This window comes from Psychromonas sp. (assembly GCF_047632955.1).
In the GTDB taxonomy this organism is placed as follows: Bacteria; Pseudomonadota; Gammaproteobacteria; order Enterobacterales; family Psychromonadaceae; genus Psychromonas.
The window spans coordinates 16,370-42,653 of record NZ_JBLIED010000005.1; the positions used below are offsets into that span (position 1 = coordinate 16,370).

Annotated in this window: 21 protein-coding genes and 4 tRNA genes; 13 read left to right on the plus strand and 12 right to left on the minus strand. The window is 41.1% G+C overall.

The genetic code is table 11. From position 1 onward, the window contains the following. The first annotated feature begins 57 nt into the window (after positions 1-57). A complete protein-coding gene (locus ACJAZP_RS05260; RefSeq protein WP_415229689.1) occupies positions 58-312 on the plus strand; it encodes a hypothetical protein in 255 nt (84 codons plus the stop codon). A gap of 109 nt (positions 313-421) precedes the next feature. Here ACJAZP_RS05260 and ACJAZP_RS05265 read toward each other — a convergent pair whose 3' ends face one another. Then, complete coding sequence (locus ACJAZP_RS05265) at positions 422-1,912, minus strand: Eco57I restriction-modification methylase domain-containing protein (RefSeq protein WP_415229690.1); 1,491 nt, start codon at positions 1,910-1,912, stop codon at positions 422-424. A 101-nt stretch (positions 1,913-2,013) separates the two neighbouring features. Next, positions 2,014-2,730 (minus strand): HNH endonuclease, encoded by a 717-nt coding sequence (locus ACJAZP_RS05270; protein WP_415229691.1) that lies wholly within the window; start codon positions 2,728-2,730, stop codon positions 2,014-2,016. A 675-nt stretch (positions 2,731-3,405) separates the two neighbouring features. Here ACJAZP_RS05270 and ACJAZP_RS05275 point away from each other — a divergent pair. Next, positions 3,406-3,585: a hypothetical protein gene (locus ACJAZP_RS05275; RefSeq protein ID WP_415229692.1), complete on the plus strand. Its 180-nt coding sequence runs from the start codon at positions 3,406-3,408 to the stop codon at positions 3,583-3,585. An 8-nt stretch (positions 3,586-3,593) separates the two neighbouring features. Here ACJAZP_RS05275 and ACJAZP_RS05280 read toward each other — a convergent pair whose 3' ends face one another. Further along, entirely contained in the window at positions 3,594-4,352 is a 759-nt protein-coding gene (locus tag ACJAZP_RS05280; protein ID WP_415229693.1) for a TIGR01458 family HAD-type hydrolase, read from the minus strand. 251 nt (positions 4,353-4,603) lie between these two features. On the opposite strand from ACJAZP_RS05280, the gene ACJAZP_RS05285 reads away from it, so the two are divergent. Next, positions 4,604-6,286, plus strand: a complete 1,683-nt coding sequence (locus ACJAZP_RS05285; RefSeq protein ID WP_415229694.1) for an aspartate:alanine antiporter — start codon at positions 4,604-4,606, stop codon at positions 6,284-6,286. Between the two features lie 132 nt (positions 6,287-6,418). Here ACJAZP_RS05285 and ACJAZP_RS05290 read toward each other — a convergent pair whose 3' ends face one another. Continuing rightward, on the minus strand, positions 6,419-7,579 hold the full coding sequence (locus ACJAZP_RS05290) for an SO_0444 family Cu/Zn efflux transporter (protein ID WP_415229695.1): 1,161 nt from the start codon (positions 7,577-7,579) through the stop codon (positions 6,419-6,421). A gap of 2 nt (positions 7,580-7,581) precedes the next feature. Further along, positions 7,582-8,049, minus strand: coding sequence for a Zn(2+)-responsive transcriptional regulator (gene zntR, locus ACJAZP_RS05295; protein WP_415229696.1), 468 nt, complete (start codon positions 8,047-8,049; stop codon positions 7,582-7,584). Between the two features lie 261 nt (positions 8,050-8,310). On the opposite strand from zntR, the gene ACJAZP_RS05300 reads away from it, so the two are divergent. After that, positions 8,311-9,465, plus strand: a complete 1,155-nt coding sequence (locus tag ACJAZP_RS05300) for a serine hydrolase domain-containing protein (RefSeq protein ID WP_415229697.1) — start codon at positions 8,311-8,313, stop codon at positions 9,463-9,465. Positions 9,466-9,598: 133 nt separating this feature from the next. Here ACJAZP_RS05300 and ACJAZP_RS05305 read toward each other — a convergent pair whose 3' ends face one another. Next, positions 9,599-10,930, minus strand: a complete 1,332-nt coding sequence (locus tag ACJAZP_RS05305) for a succinylglutamate desuccinylase/aspartoacylase family protein (protein ID WP_415229698.1) — start codon at positions 10,928-10,930, stop codon at positions 9,599-9,601. Positions 10,931-11,241: 311 nt separating this feature from the next. Here ACJAZP_RS05305 and ACJAZP_RS05310 point away from each other — a divergent pair, with 311 nt between their 5' ends. Together ACJAZP_RS05310 and ACJAZP_RS05315 are read left to right on the plus strand one after the other, a co-directional pair. Continuing rightward, positions 11,242-11,826, plus strand: a complete 585-nt coding sequence (locus ACJAZP_RS05310; protein ID WP_415229699.1) for a DUF502 domain-containing protein — start codon at positions 11,242-11,244, stop codon at positions 11,824-11,826. Positions 11,827-11,900: 74 nt separating this feature from the next. After that, positions 11,901-12,494 (plus strand): DUF938 domain-containing protein, encoded by a 594-nt coding sequence (locus ACJAZP_RS05315; protein ID WP_415229700.1) that lies wholly within the window; start codon positions 11,901-11,903, stop codon positions 12,492-12,494. A gap of 160 nt (positions 12,495-12,654) precedes the next feature. On the opposite strand, the gene metG is transcribed toward ACJAZP_RS05315, so the two are convergent. After that, entirely contained in the window at positions 12,655-14,715 is a 2,061-nt protein-coding gene (metG, locus tag ACJAZP_RS05320; protein WP_415229701.1) for a methionine--tRNA ligase, read from the minus strand. A gap of 188 nt (positions 14,716-14,903) precedes the next feature. Between metG and apbC the strand changes: the two genes are divergently transcribed. Both apbC and ACJAZP_RS05330 read left to right on the plus strand, forming a co-directional pair. After that, positions 14,904-15,989, plus strand: a complete 1,086-nt coding sequence (gene apbC / locus ACJAZP_RS05325; protein WP_415229702.1) for an iron-sulfur cluster carrier protein ApbC — start codon at positions 14,904-14,906, stop codon at positions 15,987-15,989. Between the two features lie 244 nt (positions 15,990-16,233). After that, the gene (locus tag ACJAZP_RS05330; RefSeq protein WP_415229703.1) at positions 16,234-17,337 is read left to right on the plus strand and encodes an alkene reductase; all 1,104 of its coding nucleotides are present in this window, start codon (positions 16,234-16,236) and stop codon (positions 17,335-17,337) included. 122 nt (positions 17,338-17,459) lie between these two features. Here the strand turns inward: ACJAZP_RS05330 and ACJAZP_RS05335 are convergent, their stop codons facing one another. From ACJAZP_RS05335 to gltX, 5 genes are all read right to left on the minus strand, one after another. Continuing rightward, entirely contained in the window at positions 17,460-18,299 is an 840-nt protein-coding gene (locus ACJAZP_RS05335; protein WP_415229704.1) for an ABC transporter ATP-binding protein, read from the minus strand. A 37-nt stretch (positions 18,300-18,336) separates the two neighbouring features. Continuing rightward, positions 18,337-19,326: an ABC transporter permease gene (locus ACJAZP_RS05340; protein WP_415229837.1), complete on the minus strand. Its 990-nt coding sequence runs from the start codon at positions 19,324-19,326 to the stop codon at positions 18,337-18,339. Between the two features lie 103 nt (positions 19,327-19,429). Further along, positions 19,430-20,815, minus strand: coding sequence for a CmpA/NrtA family ABC transporter substrate-binding protein (locus ACJAZP_RS05345; RefSeq protein ID WP_415229705.1), 1,386 nt, complete (start codon positions 20,813-20,815; stop codon positions 19,430-19,432). A gap of 713 nt (positions 20,816-21,528) precedes the next feature. Continuing rightward, a tRNA-Ala gene (locus ACJAZP_RS05350) sits at positions 21,529-21,604 on the minus strand. Positions 21,605-21,722: 118 nt separating this feature from the next. Beyond that, entirely contained in the window at positions 21,723-23,135 is a 1,413-nt protein-coding gene (gene gltX, locus ACJAZP_RS05355) for a glutamate--tRNA ligase (RefSeq protein WP_415229706.1), read from the minus strand. A gap of 395 nt (positions 23,136-23,530) precedes the next feature. Here gltX and ACJAZP_RS05360 point away from each other — a divergent pair. The 5 genes from ACJAZP_RS05360 to upp all read left to right on the plus strand — a co-directional run bounded on the left by ACJAZP_RS05360 (position 23,531) and on the right by upp (position 26,253). After that, a tRNA-Val gene (locus ACJAZP_RS05360) sits at positions 23,531-23,606 on the plus strand. Between the two features lie 48 nt (positions 23,607-23,654). After that, a tRNA-Val gene (locus ACJAZP_RS05365) sits at positions 23,655-23,730 on the plus strand. Between the two features lie 48 nt (positions 23,731-23,778). Further along, positions 23,779-23,854: transfer RNA gene (locus ACJAZP_RS05370), tRNA-Val, on the plus strand. Positions 23,855-24,249: 395 nt separating this feature from the next. Next, complete coding sequence (locus ACJAZP_RS05375; RefSeq protein WP_415229707.1) at positions 24,250-25,467, plus strand: ammonium transporter; 1,218 nt, start codon at positions 24,250-24,252, stop codon at positions 25,465-25,467. Between the two features lie 159 nt (positions 25,468-25,626). Further along, complete coding sequence (gene upp, locus ACJAZP_RS05380) at positions 25,627-26,253, plus strand: uracil phosphoribosyltransferase (protein WP_415229708.1); 627 nt, start codon at positions 25,627-25,629, stop codon at positions 26,251-26,253. Positions 26,254-26,284: the final 31 nt, after the last annotated feature.

Genomic DNA, 26,284 nt, shown 5'->3' on the forward strand with positions numbered 1-26,284 from the left:
CTTCAGGTGATTGTTGAACCTAATGTTTTTTAATATTAAATGTAATAGGGAATGAGTATGAGCCAAGAATGGAAAGATGAAGCTTTTGCAACTGTAGTGAAAGTTGCTGAATCGATGCGGGAGTTTACACCAGATGATATTTGGGACTTTGGGCTAGAAAAACCCTTAGAAGCTAGAGCTTTAGGCGGGATAATGAGGTCAGCGAAGGCTCGTGGAATTATTGAAAAAACTGGACGAGTAGCACCAACAAGACAAAAAGAAAGCCATTCTACTGATGTTACAGTCTGGAAATCAAATATATTCAAAGGTTAATGTATAAAAATTGGAGGGTGTAAAACAAGCTGTGTAAATGCCCGTTAGATATGGGGAGCTAATTGCTCCTCAAATTGAGCGATAAAAAGGCAGGCTATCCCTGCCTTTCTTATATTTGAGCTATTAAATTATCAATATGTTGTTGTTCATACTCCTGAACATCATGACCTAGTTGAGTCAATGTTTCCGCATCGGGGTATCTCAATACTCGTAAGTCAGTAGCATTGACTTGAGTATGACCGTTAAATTGGCGAAAATATTGGTCAATAATAGTGCTGTTTAAATACGCCCAAAGGCCTTTTGCAAAAAAATGTTCTAGCGGTTGACCGTAAGCATGAAAGTAGTTTGTTTTATTCTCAAAACCGACCACATCCCCTGTTGCGATATCAGGTGTATACAAAGCGGCCACAATACGACGTTGTTCTTCTTTGGCAGATAATCGCTTAGTTAAGACATAATGCCCATTAGGAATTAATTGTTTTTCAGTCGCCTCATTACGTACAAGTGCATTAGGCTTCTTAATGTTATCTTGAGGCCATTCAATGTAACCGTCAGTAAAATGAACAGGAAAGATTAGTGGAACAGAACCTTCTTCTAGTTCTTGGCGTAAGTTAGATTTAGTTCTGAAGTCAACAACTTTGCCTGTACTTGCATTTATTCCTAAGTCTTCAAGCGAGCATGGCATTCCCCCTATCCGTTGAGCAATATCTGCCTGCTCATCATTAGTTACGATGTGGATGAATCTATCAGGATTATTAGGATTTATTACCTCATCAAAGTTAGTAATGCGTATTTGTGGTACAGGATCATCAGCACATGTACTCGATATAATTTCCACATGACCTTGAGCTTGGCCTTTGATTATGTGGAAAATAACATTCTCCTGTAGAACTTTATCGCCTTTAAATGCCCGCGTTCTGCTTTCAAATACGTGCAGTTTACATAGGGCATTATTATTCAATAGTACTCTACGGAAGTCATTAAAGTACGGGCCGTTACAGAAGCTTCTTGGTGTAATAGCCACTAGTTCACCACCGTCTGCTAGTAGCATTAGTGCGAGAGAAACAAAGCAAGAGTATAGGTTTCCAGTTTCTACTCCAACGCTTCTTAGTAGTTCTCGTTCTTTGCTTTTGGCTGAAACTTTCAAATAAGGAGGGTTTAAAATAGCTTTATTGAAAGAGACTGTTTCTTCACCTTTTTGTCGAGCACTAAGAATTTCTACAGCAGATTGAATGAAATCAGAGTTATGAATATGAGTGTGCAATGGAACATCTCTTTCCTGACATGCTTCGTTATTGATAGCAAAGCTCTGCTCGATGTGATGAGCTAGTATGCTTTCTAACTCCCAAGCATTTGCTGTAATTGTTTGAGGATGAAATTCATTCACTGCTCTCTCGATTAAAGCTGTAGTTAATGAGCCAACTCCTGCCCCAGCGTCAAGAATGGAAATGTTTCCGTCTAAGTTATCAAACTGACTTGCAAGTAACCTAGCAACAGAAGCAGGCGTCATAAATTGCCCCATGCTACTTCGCGTAGTTTCATCTAACATTTTATTTGCTGTTATGCGGATATCATCAACCGCATTTAATATGTGGGGCATATAAACTTCTTTTTACTAAGTAAACTTACTGGTGATTTGTACAGTGCATTTTATAGTAAACTTTTCATTAGCTCAATATCAAATCCTAGTTAATATTCTCATCAACCGAAGTGTTTTTCTCTATGACAGTTTGGACACAAAGCTTCAGTATTTTCAGTCCAATCAAGCCCTCCAGCGGATAGCATTTTAATATGATGAACTTCTAGATAAGGACTATTGTCTTTTTTACGCAAAAATGGCGCTTCTTGTTTGCATCTTTCACAAGTACCTTTTGCTCTATATAATGTCTCTGCTACTACATCAGGATTACGTCTATAAAGTTTAGTTTTAGCGTCGATTAACTTTGCTTGCTTAGGTGCTGACTTTAATCTAAATAGCCTGCTTTCCGAGCTGTCCTTTTTAGCAATTATTACTTTATCTTCGAAGTCATCGTGGTCAAACTCTTGCTCACAAATAATCGCATATTTTTCATATATTAATCTAATCGGCTCCTGAGGACTCGATGTTTTTGATAGGTAATAATCTAAATGTTTTCTAACTGCTTCAATAGCAAGATTCAAACTAGTCAACGGGTAACGCTGATAGATTTGTGAAAGATAATACTCCGTTGCTTGTGTGTTGATTGTACGCGTATAACAATGACCAGTTAGTAATTCACCTACGGTTTCTATATACCCTTGAGCTGAACTCGGGTTCATATCAAAATCGTTAACTAATACAGGCTTAAAGTTACTGACACTGATATTGTCATTAAATGATTTAATGCCTAGTTCAAATGCTTTTTCTATTTGTTCGGTTGTAATTCTCTTTCTGGTCATAAATTTCGCCTAGGAAAGTTTACTTTTAAAATAATAGGAATAGATAATAACATTTGGAGAAATATTTTGAGTAACAGGTTATATAAGATTAAGTTGTATCATTATTTTTTAATAATTGCTTTAGGTTTTTATGACCCGATTTTTGGCTCCTGAACGATTGTCATATTATATGGATGTACATTGACGGTTAGCACCCCTTATATATAAGACGCTATTTTATCATCCAAAAACTGGACGAGTTTGTTTATTTGTTTACTTTCGCACTAAATAGACATAGGGCAAGCCGCTAATGCATCGCAACGCCAAAATACACCTCTATCAAACTTCAGAGAAAACCTGGAATTCTTACTTTTAGAAAGCTTGTCTATAGAGTTTGTAGTTTAGCAGCAAGGTACAACCAAAGAATTTAAAATCTTATTTGATCTCATTATGCTAATTGCTTGAGGGACTTTTGCATGGGTTTTGATAGAGATAATCTGAAATCTGATTTTTACACGCAACAGCTAATCGTCAGACCAATTGAGTGGATAACAAGATAAACCAATAATATTGTCATTGAATGACTTTGCGCGTTCAACTCTCATATTAAACGATGACTCAACGACAGGTATTATTTCTAATATAAAAAAATATTGTTTCTAAATCAGAAGGTTGGCAATATGAAAAGAGTTTAGATTGCTGACCCTAGAAGAGGGAAATATTTATAGTTATTTGCCTGGCTCACTAAAAGAAATAGTAATTGACGATAAAATACCTGAATACCAGCAAAAGCTCGTTATTGATGCGGCTAAGTCTGCAAATCCTGATATGCAAATTAAATTAACTAGATTGAAAAAAGACACGTATCAATTATAAGTAGTGGATTATAAATCCAATAAAGCATAATCCACCGCTTCGACAATGGAGTCAAATGTCAGATGGGGCGCGCTGATTTTATGCTCATCACCCGGTTGATATTTTCCCGTACGCACCAAACCACCAGACAGCCCTGCATTTATTGCGCCCTCAATATCGCCATAGATATCATCGCCAATCATCAAAACCTGATCCGCCCTTAAACCCGTTGAAGCAAGCACCTGCAGGAAAAAATCTTTGCTTGGTTTTCCGATGATAATGGCTTGTGTGGATGCCGCAAACTCCAGTGCCTTTATAAAGGGCCCTGCATCTAATAAAAGCTGACCATCTATTTTAAAATAACGATTGTAGCCAATGCCGACCAGGGGCGCTCCTTGCTGGCATAATTGAAAGGCGCGATTTAATTTGTCGTAACAGAAATCCTGCTCAGCATCGCCAATCACCACCGCATTAGGCTCCGTCTGAAGCAGATCCGCAAATTCGCTTTTGATATCGTGGTGAATAAGGCAATAGGGGCGAAGTTTTTGCTCTTGCAGCCAGGCATGAACCGCAACAGGTGCGGTAAAGAGCTCCTGTTGCTGCAGCTCAAAGCCTAAATTATTAAGTTCATTCAATAGCTGTGTGCGTGTTTTGCGGGAGGTGTTGGTAACAAAACGCAATTGCAATTGGCTTTCTTTTGCTTTTTTAATTGCAGCGATAGCGCCGCTGATCACTTTATTACCTTCATACAATACACCGCTTAAATCAATAAAAAGGGCTTTTAGCATAATCGTCTACTCCGTGTTGAGAGCCTGTCTAGAGTATAGAATAACGCCATATTATGGGTACAATCATTGATTAAAAAAAACGCTTAAAAGCTTACTCTTTTTAGCGTTTTCATTAAGATGCTTTAAATCCAATAGATTCAAATAGTAAGTGTCTGTATTACAATAAAAAGTTATCAAAATTATAGCCGCGAACTGGGTATTTAGGATAGAATCTATCCCTAGTTCTTTGATGTATTTATTGGGAAAAGTAAGTGAATATTGACATTGCAGTTTTGTTATCTGAAAACGATATTTTATTGTTGTTTGTGGTTTTATCATTAGGTTTGTTAGTTGCGAAAATAAATATCGGAAACTTCCAAATTGGTCATTCCATTGGCGTTTTGAGTGTCGCAATTGTCGTCGGCCATCTTGGTTACTCATTCACCCCGGAAGCATTAAATATCGGTTTTATGCTGTTTATCTTTTGTGTTGGTATTGAGGCGGGACCCAATTTTTTTGGTATTTTCATGCGTGACGGAAAGCATTATTTAATACTGGTCTTAGTAGTTTTGGTTTCAGCCATCGGCCTTACACTGCTGTGTGGTCACTATCTTAAATTAGATTATGGACTTTCCGCCGGTATGTTGGCTGGGGCGTTAACTGCAACGCCCATTCTGGTTGGAGCACAGGACGCTTTAAATTCCGGGTTAGCTGTCTTACCTGTTGGTGTGGAATACAATAAAGTGATTAATAACCTCAGTGTCGGTTACGCTATGTCTTATCTTATCGGGTTAAGCAGCGTCATTTTATTGGCACGTTTATTACCGAAATTACAAAAGCAGGATTTAATACAGAGTGCCCAGGAAATTGCTTTAAAAAGGGGCATCGGTAGCGTTGGCAAACGCAAAGTATACCTGCCGATCATTCGTGCTTATCGTGTCGGGCCTGAACTGATTATTTGGACTGCCGGTAAAACCCTGCGTGAATTGGGTATTCATCGTCAAACAGGGTGCCATATTGAACGTATACGCCGTAATGGTATTTTGGCCAATCCCGATGGTAATTATATTTTGCAGCAGGGTGATGAAATTGCGCTGGTAGGTTATCCGGACAGTCACGCTAAATTGGACCCCAGTTTTCGCCATGGTAAAGAGGTATTTGACCGCAACTTATTAGATTTACGTATCGTTGAAGAGGAAATTGTCGTTAAAAATGACAGTATTGCAGATAAGCGGTTATCGGATCTTAACCTTTCTGACTACGGTTGTTTTTTAAACCGTGTGCAACGCGCACAAATTGAAATGCCCATTGAGCATGATATTGTTTTGTCTAAAGGTGATATTTTACAAGTAAGCGGTGAAAAAAGTAAGGTGCACCGCCTATCTGATAAGATAGGCTTTATTGCCATTCACAGTCAGGTTTCTGACCTGCTGGCTTTTTGTGTGTTTTTTATCATCGGGTTATTATTTGGCATGGTCACCATGAGCTTCGGGCAACTTACCTTTGGATTAGGCAGTGCCGTTGGTTTGTTGATTTCGGGTATCAGTCTTGGTTTTTTACGTGCCAACCATCCGACCTTTGGTTATATCCCTCAAGGTGCGTTAAATATGATGAAAAACCTCGGTCTATTAGTCTTTATGGTGGGCATCGGTTTAAGCGCGGGCAGTAATGTTTTTGAATATTTTGCGGATTCCGGATTTAAAATTTTGGCTGCGGCTTTAATCGTCAGTGTGATACCTGTGATGTTGGCCTTTTTAGTAGGGGCTTACCTGCTAAAAATGAATAGGGCACTGTTAATAGGTGCCATCATTGGTGCCCGTACCTGCGCACCTGCGATGGACATTGTTAATGAGCATACCCACAGTACCATCCCCGCTTTAGGTTATGCCGGGACTTATGCCATTGCTAATGTATTAATGACCATTGCAGGTACAATAATGATTTTACTAATTTAATACGGTTTTGCTGATTCTGGGGGATAAGTTTTGATTTTTCAGTGGTATTAGTGGTAACGGGTATGAGAGTTGATTTGATGACCGAAGCGTTTAACAATAGTCTAAAGGGCGTCTGTTAAGCGCCCAGAGTGATTAAGAGCAGCAGTTTTTTTGTTTTAGTTTTTTAGGGATCATATTATAAAGAACTTTTGCCATTAATATTGCCAGAATAATGGCTGAAGTATGAACCACTATCTCTGGTAATAACTGATGTTGCTCACCGATTTGAGGTATGACTGCAATACCAAAAGTACTGACCAGATAGTTAACTAATATGCCCGATACTAATGCCACGCTTAACACTCCCCCCAGATAGCCCCATAATGCGCGTTTTCCAAGTTCGTTCGCGACCACGCCCAGGGTCGCTATATTAGTGGCAGGGCCGGCTAACATAAACACTAATACGGCTCCCGGTGAGACGCCCGCTAATAATAATCCGGCGGCGATCGGCGTTGAAGCCGTTGCGCAGATATACATAGGCACGGAAATGATCACCATCACCAGCATGGCTAAAATGCCATCACCCCATTTCACTAAAAAATCAGCGGGGACATAGGTCTGTACCAGAGCCGCAAAAAACAGTCCGAGCAGCAGCCAAACTGTTATATCCTTTACTAAATCCGTTGCCGCAAAATGAAATCCCTTAAGGATCCGTCCGATAATAGAGGTTCCCTGCAATTGTGTGGCAATATCTTCAGTTGACTCGCAGCATTGTTCAGTTTCAGGTTGCTCAGACACTGTGCCTGAACAACAGGATTTAATTTCGGGTGCTTTGTGACTCGAACAGCAGGTACTCTTATTTGTCTCTTTGGAAGGGGAAACACTGCTACTCTTTACGTTTTTTTCACTTTCTTTTTGTACTTCATCTTTGCCTACCAATAAACCTGCAACTATTGCGCTGGTGATTGCGGCGACTGGTCTCACTACCGCCATAAAAGGACCCAGTAAGACATAAGAAACTGTGATTGAATCAACGCCCGTTTCTGGTGTTGAGACTAAAAAAGAAGTGGTTGCCGCTTTAGATGCGCCTGAGCGTCTTAGGCCGACTGCGGCAGGAATAACACCGCATGAACACAAGGGTAAAGGTGCACCGATTAAAGCCGCTTTTAGGGTACTTTTAAAACCGTGCCCGCCCAACTGCTTGTGGATCCATTTCATGGGGACAAACATCTTAAGCAAACCCGCGAATATTAACCCCAGTAATAACCACGGAGCAGAGTCCAGAAAGAGATCGATAAAATTAAGTAGTAGCATAATTAAGCCTTATTTTGTCTGTGTATATGGGGTTGTAGATGCCCGCTATTAGTGCAATTTATCGGATATGACTTTGATTCTAATGCCTCGAGAATAGAGCAATGTTCAGCACTTTCCAGCCCGCCACAACAGGCATCGGAGAGCTGTTGTAAAGCGCGCTTAAAATAATTGAGTTGTTCTATTTTTTCACTGATATCTGTTAATTTAAGATCAACCACACACTTCACGTCTACGCAGGCTTTATTGGATTTATTGAGCTCAATAGAAAGCAACTCTGAAATCTCCACTAGGGTAAAACCGATGGCCTTGGCTTTTAATATAAAGCGTAATCGCTCCGCATCTTTTTTTGTATAGAGTCTATACCCAGATTCAGATCTTGATGACGGCACAAAAAGTCCCTGCTTATCGTAAAACCTTAAGGTGTCTGTCTTTATATTACAGAGCTTTGCAAGCTCACCGATTCGGTACATTTTTTATCCTATTCTGAGGTATCCGGTGTTAAGTATAAACCTTAGAGTTAAATCAAAGGTAAAGAAATTTTGTTGGTTATTTACTCTTAATGAAATTTATTAAAGAGTTGCCCTATTTAAACTGCTTAAAAGCTGGCTTCCTGCACCCTAAACAGGGCCTTTATTTGGTAATAGGGGGGATTAACCGTGCTGGCAGGCTTATCTTTTGCGGAAGTCTAAGATAGACTGTGTTTTTGTTTAACTGCCGTTGAGGATGTTTTTTTGAAGCATATTATCGTATTTTTTTCCGCACTGCTTGTGCTGAGTGTCTTGTCACCCGTATCCGCTAAATCAGCCTCCCCTTCAAAAATAGAAAATGAGTTCAACAAACAGTTTAAGCAGGCGATGCGGGTATATAAAATCCCCGGTGCCGCTTATGCCATTGTGCGCGGCGATCACGTGTCGACTATTAAAACCTATGGCGTACGCGGCAAAAAGAATAAACAAGCCATCGACAAAAATACTTCATTTAGATTGGCATCGGTATCAAAAACATTTTCCGCCGAGTTGGCTGCGCTGATGGTTGAAAAAAAAGCCTTTTCCTGGAACGATTCTATTGTTGATTATATTCCTGAATTTAAGCTTAAAGAGGCAGGTCAGGCCGAAGCTATTACCATCAAGCATGTACTGAGTCACAGCAGCGGATTAATGCCCAATGCTTTTGACGGGTATTTAAAAGGTCGTTTTCGATTTAGCCATATTATATCAAAATTTGAAGTGCTAGCGCCTTATTGCTCTCCCGGAGCATGTTACGGTTATCAGAATGTTCTGTTTAGCTTTATCGAAGAGGTGCTTAAACGCAGTACAGGTAAAACATACGCACAATTGATGCAGCAGATGATCTTTTCCCCGTTAGCAATGAATAATGCAAGCGTCGGTTTTAAAGCTTATCAAAATACCATTAATAAAGCCTACCCTCATATTAAAGTCAGCCGCAATGGGCCTTGGCATCAGGTGAAAGTTAAACCAGATTTCTACAAAGTCGCGCCTGCAGCCGGTATCAATGCGAGCATTACTGATATGAGCAAATGGTTGATTGCGCAGTTGGGGCATAGGCCTAATGTGATTTCTGCACCGTTATTAGACACGGTAAGAGAGCCGGTTGTTAGTACCGAAAAAGATATAACAGGTCGCACCTGGAAAGGCATTATTGATGATGCGCATTATGCTATTGGCTGGCGTGTTTACCAATATCATGATGATATATTATATTTTCACAGCGGTTGGGTTGAGGGGTATCGAGCCGTGATTGCCTATTCAAAAGATAAGCAGATAGGGTTAGTTATCCTGGCCAATGCCGAATCGCGCAGTATTGATAAATTAACGGTTAATTTCTGGCGTTTGTTACTTAAAGAACCCTCGGTTAAGACAAAATAATAAGTGAATAATAGTAATTCGCTTAATTAAGCGAATTACTATCAACACTGCATCTATTTCCGTGCCTGTTGTTGCGAAGGCAATAAACGCAGTGAGCTATTTTGGGCTAAAAAATAGCCCAAAATAGTTGTCGTTATTGTTGCTCTGAAGGGGATGTTGTTTCTGTTGCTTCCTGATCCGTTATGGTTAACCCCACTTCTTGTGCATTTTGCTTAACTACATTTTTCTTGGACTCTGAACCTTGCTGCTCTAACTCTTTTATGTTGCTACGCTTACCTAAGTTATATACCGCATAACCTGCACTCACAAATTGGTCTTCAGCTCGGCCCAATACCACCGCATCAAAGGGCGCAAAGAGTATTTCAACCTGATCATTGACGGGGTTGCTTATTTTGCCCAGTAATTCTCCCTTATTGACCTTTTCTCCCAGCGCCACTTTATTAATCAAAATACCTCCTTGCTGGGAACGAAGCCATTGAGACGCGTAAAATGTTGGTTGTGGGGAGGACCAAAAAAATGAGTGCGGTAAAATATCAATTGAACTGAGGTAGCTACGCAGCGCCTTTACTGCGGTTTCAATTAAGGCGATATTGATGGTGAAAGGTCCGCCGACTTCCATGACCACCGTTGGGATCCCCACTTTTGTCGCAGAACCCCGTAAACTACCCGAAGGTGCGCTGCTTTGTAGTACTGAAACCGCGCCAAATTGTTTGGCCATCTCAGCCACCGCCGGTATGGTCAAATCAACCCGCAGTTGGGTGATATTTTCGCGATACATGGATCCAGAATGCAGATCGATTAAACTGTCACAGTGACTGATAATATTGTTAAACAGACTGTAGGCTACCCGAGATGCGGTGGAACCATTAATATCGCCGGGAAAGGCGCGGTTAAGATCGCGACGGTCTGACATGTAACGATCTTTACGCCATAAACCATCCATATTAACGACAGGTACTGAAATAAGCGTACCTTTAAGATCTTCGGATTTTATATTTTGTACCACGCGTCGCGCAATTTCGACACCGTTCACCTCATCTCCATGCACGGCAGCGGTTAAACAGACCGTTGGACCAGGCTCTTTACCATGAATAACCACCACCGGTGTTGCCAGATCAAAACCGCCCGATATATGGCCGGAATACCATTTAATGGTGGTCTTACTATTAATGGGTAAGGTATTACCCAAGAGTGTGATGGTTTCCCAAACAGGCTCTGCGGGTGCATTTTCAAGCTCAGTAATGGGGATTTCTGCGGCGCTATTTTTTTCTGCAGGAAGTACTATTTCCTTTAAATCATTGGCCGAAGGCGTTTTAGGATCGGTAACACAGGGCTCGTCAGCAGATTGACAAGGTAATGCTAATTCAATGGCAGGGGACTCTTCGAGTTGCTCATCTTGCTCGGTAGCAAAAGTAGGCGTACAGCAACACAAAAAGAGTGCAACACAGGATAGACGAAATGGCATGAAGTTTCCAATTATGACAGGTAGTTGATTAAGATCTGCCCGTTCGGGCATGAAAAGATTGATAGTGTAGCCATTTTTATAATGATAATGAAGGTTTTTAGCGATGTCGGACAATACATTATATCGCTATTATTTTTAATTTATATTTTAGGTATCGAGCTAAAGCTGTTGCAGCATTCTTTGTGGCACGGATGTTGTTCTTTTGCCAAAGAAAAATCGTTTAAGTGCTTTTGTTTTTTATTACAGTTTTACTTTTGTTTATGGAATTCTTATGTACAGTACGTATTCTATTTTTGTAAACAGGGTTTATCATGCAAAAAACATTATTACGGGGCATATTAAATATATTACCCTTGGCCGTGTCGGTGTGGTTATGCTGGTCCATTACAGTGGCGCTCGATGATATGGGGCATGCTGTTTTAACCTTAATCGGTCTAGGTAATCAGTGGACGGGCAGCGGTTTCATTCTTATTTTTTGTTTGTTACTGGTGGCCGGCGTGGCCTTTAGTGTCAGCCCAATCATTTGGTTGTATCAAAAGCTTGAGAAACAGATATTACGCTTTCCCTTTTTTAGAACCATTTATACCTCGATCAAGGATTTAGCATCCCTGGCAAGCAGTGACGACTCAAAAAATCAAAAACGTCAGACGGTCTTATTCAAACAAGGCAATGGCACTTATATTGTCGGCTTTGTGACCTCAGAAACTGTCCCTAAGGTAGTCAATGATGCTTTACCAGAAGATGAGTGGGTGCCTGTTTTAATTCAAATGAGTTATCAGGTCGCAGGGATCACTTCACTGGTCAAACGCAGCGAGCTTATTTATGTTGACTGGCCTTTTGAAGATGCAATGCGCTTTATGTTAACCGCGGGCATTTCGCCGGCAGCTCTAAAATAGCCTTGTAATTTGAAGGTGCGGCTTACTGCATCTTCAGTCATTTTCATGGTGCTTAACAAAAGTGAAGATTAATCATGACTGTCAATTTTTCCCAATCCTGTGAAAAAAATAAAATTTTTATACTCAATGTATTAAAGCCGCTATTAAAAAATCGCTGCCATATTGTCGAAATAGGCAGCGGCACGGGGCAGCATGCTCGCTATTTTGCCGAGCAGCTTGCCCATATAACCTGGCAAAGCACCGAGCGCACTTTATGGATTTCAGATTTAAGCGAAGCAATAAGCGCATTTAACGGTGCAAACCTGCCTGCACCATTACCTTTAGATGTGAGTGAAAAAGAGTGGCCAATTGGACCTTGTGAAGTTATTTTTACGGCCAATACACTGCATATAATGTCGTGGAATAATGTTCAACAGTTCTTTACCGGTGTAGCAAATGTTCTTCAAGTTGAGGGGGATTTATTTATTTACGGGCCGTTTAATTATCGAGGGGAATATACCAGTAACAGCAATAAAGATTTTGATCAATTTTTAAAGCGTAAAGCTCCTCACAGTGCGATTCGTCATTTTGAAGCAATATTAGCATTAGCAAAGCTGGCAGGGCTGCAACTTGTTGATGATTATGCCATGCCAGCCAATAACCGTTTATTACATTTTATAAGGCGCTAAGGTCAACAGACTCTAATAGAAAAATTCTTATCTTTAATGTTTAACTGAGTGACAAAAAAGCCCTAACAATTAGCTTGTTTAGGGCTTTTTAATATTGATATGCCGCCCGTAATATTAACAGGCGATCATAGTTTCAATAAAATCAAAGAGCATCTAACGGTTACATAATACGTTGGCCGGGTTTTGCGCCATCATCGGGATTTAGAATGTGGATTTCTTTACCGCCGGGACCTGTTGCTAATACCATGCCTTCTGATAAACCGAACTTCATTTGTCGTGGTGCTAAGTTGGCAACCATCACCGTCAGTTTGCCCTCAAGCTCTTCGGGTGTATAGGCTGACTTAATGCCGGCAAATACGGTGCGGGTCTCACCGCCTAAATCCAAGGTTAGTTTAAGCAGCTTGTTAGCCTTAGGCACCGCTTCTGCTTTTGCGATTAATACAACGCGCAGGTCTGTTTTAGCAAAAGTATCAAAGTCAATTTCCGGCGCCAGCGGTTCTTTGTCAAGTTCTGATTTGTCAGCTTCCAGTTGCGCTGCTGCTTGTTTCTGTTTGGCAGCTTTATCGGCTTCCAGACTGTCCTTCGATGCGTCAACCATGGCTTCTACATGTTTAGGATCAATACGTTGGAATAACGCTTTGAATTTATTGATGCGATGACCGGCAAGGGGCGTTTTAATGATTTCCCAATCGAGGGTTTCCGCCAGGAAGTCTTCACTGCGTATTGCCAGTTTTGGCATAATAGGTTTTAGATAAGTCATTAGGACACGGAATAAGTTAATTCCCATTGAGCAGATATCCTGTACCTCAACTTCGCTGCCTTCCTGTTTTGCTAATGCCCAGGGTGCTTTTTCGTCAATATATTTGTTCGCTATATCGGCTAATGCCATTATTTCACGAATCGCACGGGCAAAATCACGTTGTTCAAACAAGCTGGCAATGCTTTCCCCTGCATCAATAAAAGATTGATATAACTGCGGCTCAGAAACGCTGTTGGATAATTGACCGTCGTATTTTTTAGTAATAAAACCTGCTGTGCGTGAGGCAAGATTAACCAGTTTGTTAACCACATCAGAGTTCACTCGTTGGGTGAAGTCTTCAAGGTTTAAATCTAAATCGTCAATACGACTGGTTAATTTGGCGGCATAATAATAACGCAGACACTCAGGATCGAGATTATCTAGATATGTGCTGGCTTTAATAAAAGTGCCTTTAGATTTTGACATTTTAGCGCCGTTTACCGTGACATAACCGTGGACGTTAATCGCGGTTGGTTTACGGTACCCTGCACCTTCTAACACAGCCGGCCAAAATAGGCTGTGGAAGTTAACAATATCTTTACCGATGAAATGGTATAACTCAGCTGCACTGTCTTTTTTCCAGTATTCATCAAAGTTAAGCCCTTCGGTTTTATCACAGAGGTTTTTAAAGCTGCCCATGTAACCGATCGGTGCATCTAACCAGACATAGAAATATTTACCCGGTGCATCGGGTATTTCAAAACCAAAGTAGGGTGCATCGCGGGTGATATCCCACTGTTTTAAGCCGGTTTCAAACCATTCACCGACTTTATTTGCCATTTCTGTCTGCAGTGCGCCGGATTTAGTCCAGACTTTTAACATATCTTCAAATTGTGGCAGATCGAAAAAGAAATGCTCAGTGTCTTTCATAATGGGCGTGCTGCCGGAAACCGCTGATTTTGGGTTAATCATCTCGGTTGGGCTGTAGGTTGCGCCACAAACGTCACAGTTATCGCCGTATTGATCTTCAGCTTTACACTCGGGGCAGGTGCCTTTTACAAAACGATCCGGTAAAAACATCTGTTTTTCAGGATCAAATAATTGTGAGATGGTTCTATTGGTAATGAAACCATTTTCACGCAGGGCGATATAGATTTGTGAAGACAGCGCCTGGTTCTCTTCGCTGTGGGTACTGTGGTAGTTGTCAAAGCTGATGTTAAAACCGGAAAAATCGCTTTCATGGGAAGATCGAATGTCCGCTATCATCTCGGTCGGTTTAATACCCATCTCTTGTGCTTTAAGCATAATAGGCGTGCCGTGCGCATCATCTGCACAAATAAAATGGATATTATGACCACGTAAGCGCTGAAAACGTACCCAGATGTCAGCTTGAACATGTTCAAGCATGTGGCCGAGATGAATCGGACCGTTTGCATAGGGTAGAGCGCAGGTAACAAGGATTTTACGTTGTTGAATTTCCATTTTATTTATTATTCCCGTTGTATTAAATCTAAATTTTAAGGGGGGAGTTTACCCAAAAAAGGCTTAAAATCCCACTCTTAAATGGGCTTGTAAAATCCTTATTTATTTGTGGGTGAAATAACAACAGGTTTTGTTACACTGTTTTTATCGTAACAGGAGATTTTGTTGCTTAAAAATAAGGAGCATTTGTGTTTTTTAATAAAAAAAGTTTGTTAGATAAAGTCAGCGCCTGTCTGCAGGAAAATGATTCCACTCAGGTGGTCGCTAAATTAATTGCCAATAAGGCAATGATAATCGATGAAAAGGGCGCTACCATAAAAATCAAAATGCCTTTTTATGCCCCTGTTTGGTTGCAAAATCTGCAACTTGATTGTGCTGCTAAACTTGAAAAATTATTTGGCAAAGCGGTTAGCTGGGAGGTTAATCATCAGGTGGTCGCGTTACAAAATGACAGCAGTAAATCGGTCCTGCCCAAGATAAAAAATATTATCGTCGTTGCCTCGGGTAAAGGCGGCGTGGGTAAATCCACTGTGAGTGTTAATTTAGCCCTTGCTCTGGCCGAAAATGGCGCTCAGGTAGGTATTTTGGATGCCGATATTTACGGGCCATCTATTCCGACTATGCTCGGTGTTAAAGATGCAAAGCCGGTCAGTTCCGATGGTAAATTAATGCTGCCGATTAAGGCCCATGGTATTGTTTGTAATAGCATTGGTTTTTTAGTGGCGGAAGAAGATGCGATGATCTGGCGCGGCCCGATGGCCAGCAAAGCGTTGTCGCAGGTGATCAATGAAACTGATTGGCAAGATCTTGATTATTTAGTGGTTGATATGCCGCCTGGCACCGGCGATATTCAGTTAACTATGTCGCAAAATGTGCCCGTGACAGCGGCTGTTGTAGTGACAACGCCGCAGGATGTGGCTTTAATTGATGCGAAAAAGGGCATTTCCATGTTCAACAAAGTCGCAGTCAATGTAGCAGGTATTATTGAAAACATGAGCCTTTATTCATGCAGTCAGTGCGGCCACCAGGAGGCTATTTTTGGTACGGGTGGTGGTAAAAAACTGGCTGAACAATTTAATTTACCCTTTTTAGGGGCCTTACCCTTACATATAACATACCGGGAAGACACGGATCAGGGAATACCAACGGTTGTAAAAGGAGAGAGTGAGGTTTTAAGCGCGCCATTTTTATCTCTAGCTGAAACCTTAGCGATTAATCTTTATCGAGATTTAACCATCGCCTTACCGGAAATAATGATCACTAATTTAAAATAAACCTTGTCTTGAAATTCCTCTTCATTCTGACTGTTTTTATAACGGCCAGAATGCCTGCACTGCCTTATCACTATCATCAAATGAGATAGGTAATAATATTTTACGGGCAGGGTAGTTATTTACCAAATTCAAAGATATTGAAGGCTTGAATTTCGGTTTTTTCTTTGATTAATACTCCGGTTTTTTCATTTGAATCTATTCTTTGTTATTGCAAATAAAACTTGGATCAACAAGGAGAATTAAAATGTCAAATTCGACCGTCGGCAAGCAATTATTTAGTCCGGGTAAACTCGGCTCTTACACTTTGCAAAATCATCTGGTTATGTCACCGATGACCCGTAATAGGGCGATCGGTAATGTGCCAAATGATCTTATGGTGGAGTATTATGGACAACGTGCAACGGCCGGACTGATTGTTACCGAAGGTACCTCACCCTCAGCGAATGGTCTTGGCTACCCGCGCATCCCGGGAATTTTTTCAGCGGAGCAGGTGGTGGGTTGGGCGCGAGTTTCTGAAGCTGTACATGCAAAAGGAGCAAAAATATTCGTCCAGTTGATGCATACCGGACGTATTGGACATTCCCTTAATCTGCACCAAGAAGCTCGAATATTAGCCCCCTCTGCCGTTGCAGCGGACGGTGAAATGTATACTGATGCACAGGGGATGAAAGCGTACCCCGTACCGACGGCTATGAGCCATGATGATATTATCAGTACTCAAAAAGAGTTTGTTATGGCGGCTAAAAATGCCATTGCAGCCGGCTTTGATGGCGTTGAATTACACGCGGCAAACGGGTATTTACTGGAGCAGTTTATCCGCCCTAATTCAAATATTCGCACTGATAAGTATGGCGGCACAATTGAAAATCGAGCCCGTTTTGTGCTGGAAGTCGCCGCGGCAACCGTCGCTGCGATTGGCAAGGATAAGGTCGGTATCCGTTTATCTCCCTTTGGCGTATTTAATGACATGCCACTTTATAATGCGATGGAGTCGGATTACGTTTATTTGACTGAAAAATTAAATGCCCTGGGATTGTTGTATTTACATATCGTGGATCACGCATCGATGGGGGCACCGACCGTGCCGGATTCGATGAAAAAAACCATGCGCCGTTTATTTAAACAGACCCTGATCCTGTCGGGAGGTTATGATGCCGCGCGAGCACAAAGTGATCTTGCGGCGGGCAAAGGGGATTTGATTGCCGTCGGGCGTCCGTTTCTTGCAAACCCGGACTTGCCAGCGCGCTGGCAGACTAATGCACCTTTGAATGCGGCTGACATGGAGACGTTTTATGCAGCGGATGCAAAAGGTTATAGCGATTATCCGGAGCACAATAAAGGCTGTTAAAATAGCGTAGATAATGGGGATACAGGCATTCTCCCCATTATCCGGGCCTTAGTAACTGTTGTGCTTTGGTCTCATTCTTGTCGTGCTGTGCTGTTAATCATTGTTTATATAGTGGCTATAATTTATACATTGACGGTTTTATTGATCGCGACTGCGACCGTTTTACTTTTGATATTTTCGACCTTTCTCTGCTTTTCATATAGGAAGGTTAATACCTCAGACCTTAAGCGGTTGTATTCAATATCTTTGGCCAGACTCAATCTGTTTCTAGGGCGTTCTAAATTGACATGCAATATTTCACCGATGGTTGCTGAAGGCCCATTGGTCATCATCACAATACGATCCGACAGCAGTACCGCTTCATCAACATCATGGGTGATCATGATCACCGTATTATTAAGCTCGTTTTGAATCTCCATCAGTGAATCCTGCATATGCGCTCTAGTTAACGCATCTAATGCGCCAAAAGGCTCATCCATTAACAACACTTCAGGCTGCATCGCCAGCGCACGTGCAATACCGACACGCTGTTTCATGCCACCGGAAATTTCATTGGGGCGTTTATGCATCGCATGGTCCATGTGCACCAATTTGAGGTTATGCTCGATCCACTCTTTCTTTTCCGCTTTGCTCATTTTTGAGCCAAACACCTGGTCAACGGCTAATTCAACATTTTGATAAGCGCTTAACCAGGGCAGCAGGGAATGATTTTGAAAAACCACTGCACGCTCCGGTCCCGGCTCAGTGACTTCTCTACCACTGAGTATCACGCCGCCCTTGGTTGCTTGATAAAGCCCTGCTACAACATTTAATACGGTTGATTTTCCACAACCAGAATGTCCAATTAATGAAACAAACTCACCTTTTTTTATTTGTAAATCAACATCTTTAAGCGCGGTAAAACCACCAGAAGGCGTCGGGAATACCATATCAATATGGCTGATATCAAGTAATGTGGTCATTATACTTTTCCTTAATCTCTTATTAAATCAGTCTGTTTTAAACGCTTGCTGTGGACTTATCCCAAGATGCAATACGTTGCAGCTGCAACATGCCTCTATCGAGAATAAAACCTATCAACCCAATCACAATCACGGCTGCCATAATACGTGCTAAAGAATCCGAACTGCCGTTTTGAAACTCATCCCAAACAAATTTCCCAAGTCCCGGATTCTGCGCCAGCATCTCTGCTGCAATCAAGACCATCCATGCGACACCAAAGGATAAGCGCATGCCGGTAAATATCATTGGTACTGAAGCGGGTAATACAATCTTTTGAATATGTTTACCCAGAGGTAAACGTAAAACGCGGCTGACATTTTTTAAATCCTGATCCAGCGATGACACACCAATAGAGGTGTTAATAACCATTGGCCATAAACTACATAAAGTAACTGTGAGTAAGGAGTTAACAAATGATTTCGAGACTAATGGATCGTCCGATACATACAGCGCGCTCACCACAATAGTCACTAAGGGCAACCATGCAAGCGGCGAGACTGGCTTGAATATTTGTACAATAGGGTTGACTGCTGCATTTAAGTTTTTACTTAAACCCATGGCGATACCAAGCGGAATTGCGATTATTGCGGCTAATAAAAAACCACTGCTAACGGTAATTAAACTGGTTATTATTTGGTCAAAAAATGTTTCTTTGCCCGTATAATCTATTGTTCTAGAGACGTAGCTAGGATCGGCAGCGACTCGTTTGTCATTTCTTATTTCTTGACGTACATAAAATTTATCTGCTTTTTCTCTTGCTGCTTTATGCTCATCATATAAAGAGTGAAACTGCTGGTAAACGGCGCTGGGGCCTGGAAAGTCACCTAACGAGGTATGGATGTTTTTAGCGGTAATGGTCCAGAGTAGCAAAAATAGCATGATACCGAGGAATGGCAGGATTAATAACTTACCTGTTGATTTTAAAAAACCTTGAATATTAGCCAATGAAGGTGCTGTTATGGTTAATTTATTCGTGAGTGAGGTAATTGTCATTATGACTCATCCTTTTTAAACGCTGTTTGCTTAGACCCGCGCCGATAAACACGGACCTAAGGGATTATGATTTTAAAATGTTATTGAAGGTTAATATTTAAAGCATGTCATCTTTTTTGAGACCGATTTTAAATGTATCTATGTAGGCATTGGGTGTGTTGCCGTCATAAACTAAGTCATCGATAAAGTGTGTTTGTGGTGCTCTAAAGCCTTTCTCAGTAGCAAAGTCAGGAAAATCTTTAGCATCAGCTAACTTATCATCAATCAATGATTGTGCCGCTTTCTGGTAGATATCCGGACGGTATACTTTTTTCGCTAAGTCTTTATACCAGTCATCGGTTTTAGCTTCGGGTATTTGTCCCCAGCGGCGCATCTGCGTTAAATACCAAATGGCATCTGAGTAGTACGGATAAGTGGCGTTATGTCTGAAAAATACGTTGAAATCAGGCACGGCACGTTTATCGCCTTTTTCGTACTCAAAGGTGCCCGTCATGCTGTTGGCAATAACCTCATAGTCTGCGCCCACGTAATTTGATTGAGACAGGATTTTTACGGCCGCTGGGCGGTTAGCATTGTTATTTTCATCTAACCACATTGCCGCTCGAATCAGTGCTCGTGTTAAACGAATGGTGGTATTTGGATATTTTTCAGCAAATTCAGCGGTTAAACCAAATACTTTTTCAGGATTATTTTTCCAAATCTCGTAGTCTGTTACAACCGGTACGCCGATACCTTTAAATACCGCCTGTTGATTCCATGGTTCACCGACACAATAACCGTAGATAGTGCCGGCTTCTAATGTGGAAGGCATCTGTGGTGGTGGTGTTACAGATAAAATAGCATCACCGTCAATGTGGCCGCTGGTATCGCCTTTATGCGGTGCGTAATAACCCGGATGGATTCCACCTGCGGCTAACCAATATCTAAGTTCATAGTTATGTGTTGATACCGGAAAAACCATGCCCATATTGAAAGGTTTTCCTTGTGCTTTATAGGATTCAATAACCGGTTTTAAAGCATCTGCTTTAATGGGGTGAACTGGTCTGCCATCGGCTTGTTTGGGAATATTAGGTTTCATCTGTTCCCAGATATCGTTAGAAACCGTAATGGCGTTACCATTTAGATCCATCGAAAAAGGGGTGATAATATGAGCTTTAGTTCCAAAACCCATAGTGGCTGCTATGGGCTGACCGGCGAGCATATGCGCACCGTCTAATCTGCCATCAATTAAGCCATTGAGCAGTACTTTCCAGTTGGCCTGCGCTTCTATGGTTACGTACAATCCTTCATCTTCAAAGTAGCCATTTTCATAAGCTATCGCGATTGGCGCCATATCCGTGAGTTTAATAAAACCAAATTTTAATTCCTCTTTTTCCGGATAGCCCAGTTTTTCACTTTGAGCAAAAGAAACAAGGGTGGATGATATTGCGATAGTTAATACTATCTTTTGTGCTACAAACTTCATTGGGTTAATCCAACGCATAGTGGAATCCTTTTTGTGTGTCTTTCCGTTACCTGAGAAAACGATTGTCACTTAACTCAGGAAGTTAACATTTTTATAACATAAAGACTTAAGCAAAAATGATGCCACTTATTTTTAAATTAAAACAAACATGATGTTAGGCATTCTTTTAGTTTTTCTGGAAGGAAAATAATGCACCATAAATGTTACCTATTTCACAGTTTGCACCAGAGAGGAGCGCTGCCTGGAAGTCATAAATAGGGGGTTTTTAAGGGCATGCTTAACAGGGATTTGATTAACTGAATTAACCATTTTAGATGTTGGGGGAATGCATGGATGCAGGGTCGATTGATGTAGTGTTCTATCTCACGGGTGTGGAGTTGGCTATGGTGAGGTCATTTAGATAAACGATGCTTTAATGGTTATAGCAAAAGAATTAAAAAGGTGTTCAATAGGATTTTATGAAGTGAGGACAACTAGCGAATGCAGTTCACGCCTTGTTCGTGCTTATTTATCAAGCGTAAGGCATGCTCAATTCATTTGATCTTAGGATTTGATAGTTGCTGCTACTGTGAATTATCTTATATGTAAGAGTACAAGAATGATGGAATCAGTACTAGAGTATGAGTGCTGCTAAAGGTTTTTTAATATAAAGAGATGAGGTGACTTAAATAAGTATAAAAGATCTATAGAGGGGCTTGTTAATGGATTTAGAAAAGGTAGAGTAATTAAAGTGGTGGAGCCATGCGGGATCGAACCGCAGACCTCAACGCTGCCAGCGTTGCGCTCTCCCAGCTGAGCTATGGCCCCACTTTAATCTTTAACTAACCGTTTGAATTGGTTAGGTATAACAAGAACAGGGCGCATAATATGCACCTTGCTCTTAACTGTCAACCAAAACTTGCAAAATAACTTATATTTAGCGTTTTTATGAAGCAGCTACACGTGCAGCGATATATTCAAGTGCGCGATCGATACGTTTAATACTACGCTCTTTACCAATTAAGCGCAGGGTGACATCTAAAGAAGGTGATTGACCACCGCCAGTGATAGCAACCCGTAATGGCATACCCACTTTACCCATACCAATTTCTAATTGATCGGCAGTATCATTGATTATTTGATGCAGCGTGGCATCTGTCCAGTCATCGTTTGCCTGCAGTTTTTGCTGGGCTAAAACAAGCGCATCTTTGGCTACCGGGCGAAGATGTTTCTTAGCGGCAGCGGCATCCAACTCATCGTACTCTTCAAAGAAGTAACGGCTGGTGGCTGCTAACTCAACTAATGTTTTAGCACGTTCTGAAAGTGCGCTGACAATCTCAGGAAGGGCAGGGCCATTACTAGTATCGATTTTTTGATTATCCATGTGCCAAGCAAGATGTTGTGCAACGTAGGCCGGATCCAGTGATTTAATGTAATGTTGATTTAACCAAACTAATTTTTCGGTATTAAATGCAGAAGGTGCTTTATTAATAGCATCTAACGAAAACAGCTCAATCATCTCTTTTTCTGAGAAAATTTCCTGATCACCGTGTGACCAGCCTAAACGTACCAGATAGTTTTTAAGTGCTTCAGGTAAATAACCCTCATCACGAAACTGCATGACAGATACGGCACCATGACGTTTAGAAAGTTTTGCGCCGTCATCCCCTAAAATCATCGCAACATGCGCATATTCTGGTAAAGGTGCTCCTAATGCTTCTAATATATTAATTTGTCGTGGTGTATTGTTAATATGATCTTCGCCACGAACGACATAAGTAATGCCCATGTCCCAATCATCAACAACCACACAAAAATTATAAGTCGGTGTGCCATCGGTACGCTGAATAATTAAATCATCAAGCTCGGTATTTGAAAATTCAATCGGACCACGTACATGATCGTCAAATTTAACGCTGCCTTGTTTAGGGTTTTTGAAGCGGATAACGTAAGGGGCATCTGTGTCCTGCGGTGCTAAGTCGCGACACTTACTATCATAACGAGGTGATAGGCCTGCTTTTTCCTGCGCTTCACGCAGTTCATTAACGCGTTCTTTTGTGCAGTAACATTTGTAAGCTGTTCCGTCGGCAAGCATCTTTGCGATGATCTCTTTATAGCGATCAAAACGTTTGGTCTGGTAATAAGGACCTTCATCCCAAGTCAAGCCCATCCAAGTCATACCTTCTAAGATTGCGTCAACGGCTTCTTGAGTTGAACGCGCAATATCGGTATCTTCTATACGCAGTACAAACTCACCGCCTTTATTTTTTGCTTGTAACCAGGAATAAAGCGCAGTACGCGCACCACCAACATGTAAAAAACCAGTGGGGCTTGGGGCAAAACGTGTTTTAACTTTCATTGAAAAATGTCCTTATGGATAGGCGCTAAAATAATAGGCGTATTTTAACGGATACCATTGTAATTACATTAACTATTTCTGTTTTCTCGAAAACAAAGTGAGACAAAAGAACTCATTAGCCAGAAAACAGGCAAGCATTGTTTACCCTTTGAGCGATTGAACATAATTCAGAGTTTTTATTATAAAAATGGCTTGACTGAAAAAAGCGGATCCCTATAATACGCCCCACAAACAACACGCTGTTAAATGTTGTTTTGCTTCGAGCTTGCTCGATGCAGTTAAAATTAAAGATAGGCGGTTGTGCCGTTATGCGGAGAGCAATGCTCGAAGCACAGTATCGCCCACCATCTTTAATCTTCTTTATTCGGAAGTAAAATGAATTCTCCATTAAAGATGGGCGATTAGCTCAGTTGGGAGAGCACCGCCCTTACAAGGCGGGGGTCACTGGTTCAAGCCCAGTATCGCCCACCATCTTTAATCTTCTTTATTCGGAAGTGAAACGAATTCTCCATTAAAGATGGGCGATTAGCTCAGTTGGGAGAGCACCGCCCTTACAAGGCGGGGGTCACTGGTTCAAGCCCAGTATCGCCCACCATCTTTAATCTTCTTTATTCGGAAGTGAAATGAATTCTCCATTAAAGATGGGCGATTAGCTCAGTTGGGAGAGCACCGCCCTTACAAGGCGGGGGTCACTGGTTCAAGCCCAGTATCGCCCACCATCTTTAACGCTATTAATTCCTTCTGTTTAAATCAACTCTCACTTAGCATATTTAATATGATAAATTACTCATATTCAAATCAATATATTTTATTAATCAACATTGTCTCAATCTCACAATAATCAATTATTATCAGCTGCTTAGCTTATATCTACAGAAACCCATTTTACAGACCTTTCCCATACTGTGTTGTTATTCTCTTTTCATAAAACATCGAGAAGTGCGGCAAATGTTATTATTTCATTAACACTGTATTTAAATTGATCATTTACATTAATCCTGATCTTTGTCATTTTTTTGTTATATCTTCTCAAAAACACCTGTAAATATTTTGATATATGCACAGCTTAAGTTAAAATCCGTTAAATTTTTTTGGACCAAAAATAGAGAATCAAATGGATTTAATACAAAATCACGTTACGGCATTAGTCAGTAGTGCAGATACGTTATTTATTTTATTAGGTGCAATCATGGTTTTCGCCATGCATGCAGGATTTGCTTTTTTGGAAGTTGGCACTGTCCGTCATAAAAACCAAGTAAACGCGTTAGTTAAAATTATGTCTGACTTTGGAATTTCAGCATTGGTTTATTTTTTCTTTGGTTATTGGCTGGCTTATGGCGTTACCTTTTTTGATAGTGCCGCGGTATTAGCTGAAAATAATGGTTATGAATTGGTTAAATTCTTTTTCTTAATGACTTTTGCTGCCGCAATTCCGGCAATTATCTCCGGTGGTGTTGCCGAGAGAGCTAAGTTTAACCCGATGTTAATCGCAGCTGCATTATGTGTTGGCCTGGTTTATCCTTTCTTTGAAGGCCTTATTTGGAACGGTAATTACGGCTTTCAGGATTGGCTTGCGGTAAATTTTGGTGCGGCGTTCCACGATTTTGCCGGTTCTATTGTTGTACACGCAGTAGGTGGATGGATTGCCTTTACTGCGATTATTGTTTTGGGCAGTCGTAATGGCCGTTATCGTTCCGGCAGGTTAGTCGCTTTTGCTCCCTCTAATATCCCCTTATTAGCACTTGGTGCTTGGATTTTATCGGTCGGCTGGTTCGGTTTTAACGTTATGTCTGCACAAGCCATTGAAGGAATTAGCGGTTTAGTCGCAATGAACTCTTTAATGGCAATGGTCGGCGGCATTATTAGCGCACTGGTTATCGGCAAAAAAGATCCCGGTTTTATTCATAATGGTCCATTAGCCGGACTCGTCGCAGTATGTGCCGGTTCCGATATAATGCACCCGATGGGCGCATTGCTCACCGGTTTAGTGGCCGGTGCTTTATTTGTGTGGTTATTCACTTATGTACAAAAAAAATACACCAGTTTTGATGATGTGTTGGGTGTGTGGCCTTTACATGGTGTTTGCGGCCTGTGGGGCGGTATCGCTGCGGGTATTTTTGGTCTGCAAAGCCTAGGCGGTTTAGGCGGCGTCAGTTTTGTCAGTCAATTAATCGGTTCGCTTGCCGGCGTGTCAGTAGCGGTGATTGGCGGTTTTGCTGTGTACCGACTGGTTAATCACTTTATACCCATTCGCCTCTCAGAAGAAGAGGAGTTCAATGGGGCGGATGTCTCAATACATAAAATTGGCGCAATTAATGTAAACAACCAATAAGTTGATTACAAGAGAAAAAAGGGATTGCATAAGTTATCCCTTTTTTTATGCCATTAATTCATATCAAATACACCTACAGCAAAGGTTATTGGGATCTTAATTGCTCTTGGATTTAACCCGCACAAGTAGATTTTTATTTTATTATTAGGAATAAATAACATGAAAGTAATTGAAGTTAAACATCCATTGGTTCAACACAAACTCGGTTTGATGCGTGAAGCCGATATTAGTACTAAACGTTTTCGCGAAATAGCGCGCGAAGTCGGCAGTTTACTGACTTATGAAGCTACCAAGAATCTGGAACTTGAGACAGTGACAATTCAAGGCTGGAATGGAGAGGTAGAAGTACAACAGATTAAAGGTAAAAAAGCCACTGTTGTACCGATTTTGCGTGCTGGTTTAGGCATGATGGATGGCGTTTTGGAGCATATGCCAAGCGCTAAAATTAGTGTTGTTGGTATTTATCGTGATGAAGAAACATTGCAGCCGGTACCTTATTTCCAAAAATTAGTGGGCAACATTGATGAACGATTGGCAATTGTTGTTGATCCGATGCTTGCGACGGGTGGCTCTATGATTTCCACCATTGATTTAATCAAAAAAGCCGGTTGCACTAAAATAGTTGTACTCATTTTAGTGGCTGCTCCTGAAGGTTTGAAAGCATTGGAAGCTGCCCATCCGGATCTTGAAGTTTATACCGCCTCAGTTGATGATCATTTAAATGAAAAAGGTTATATCATACCGGGTCTTGGTGATGCTGGTGATAAAATTTTTGGTACAAAATAACTTCCTAACCAATCCTATTGATTAATAGTTA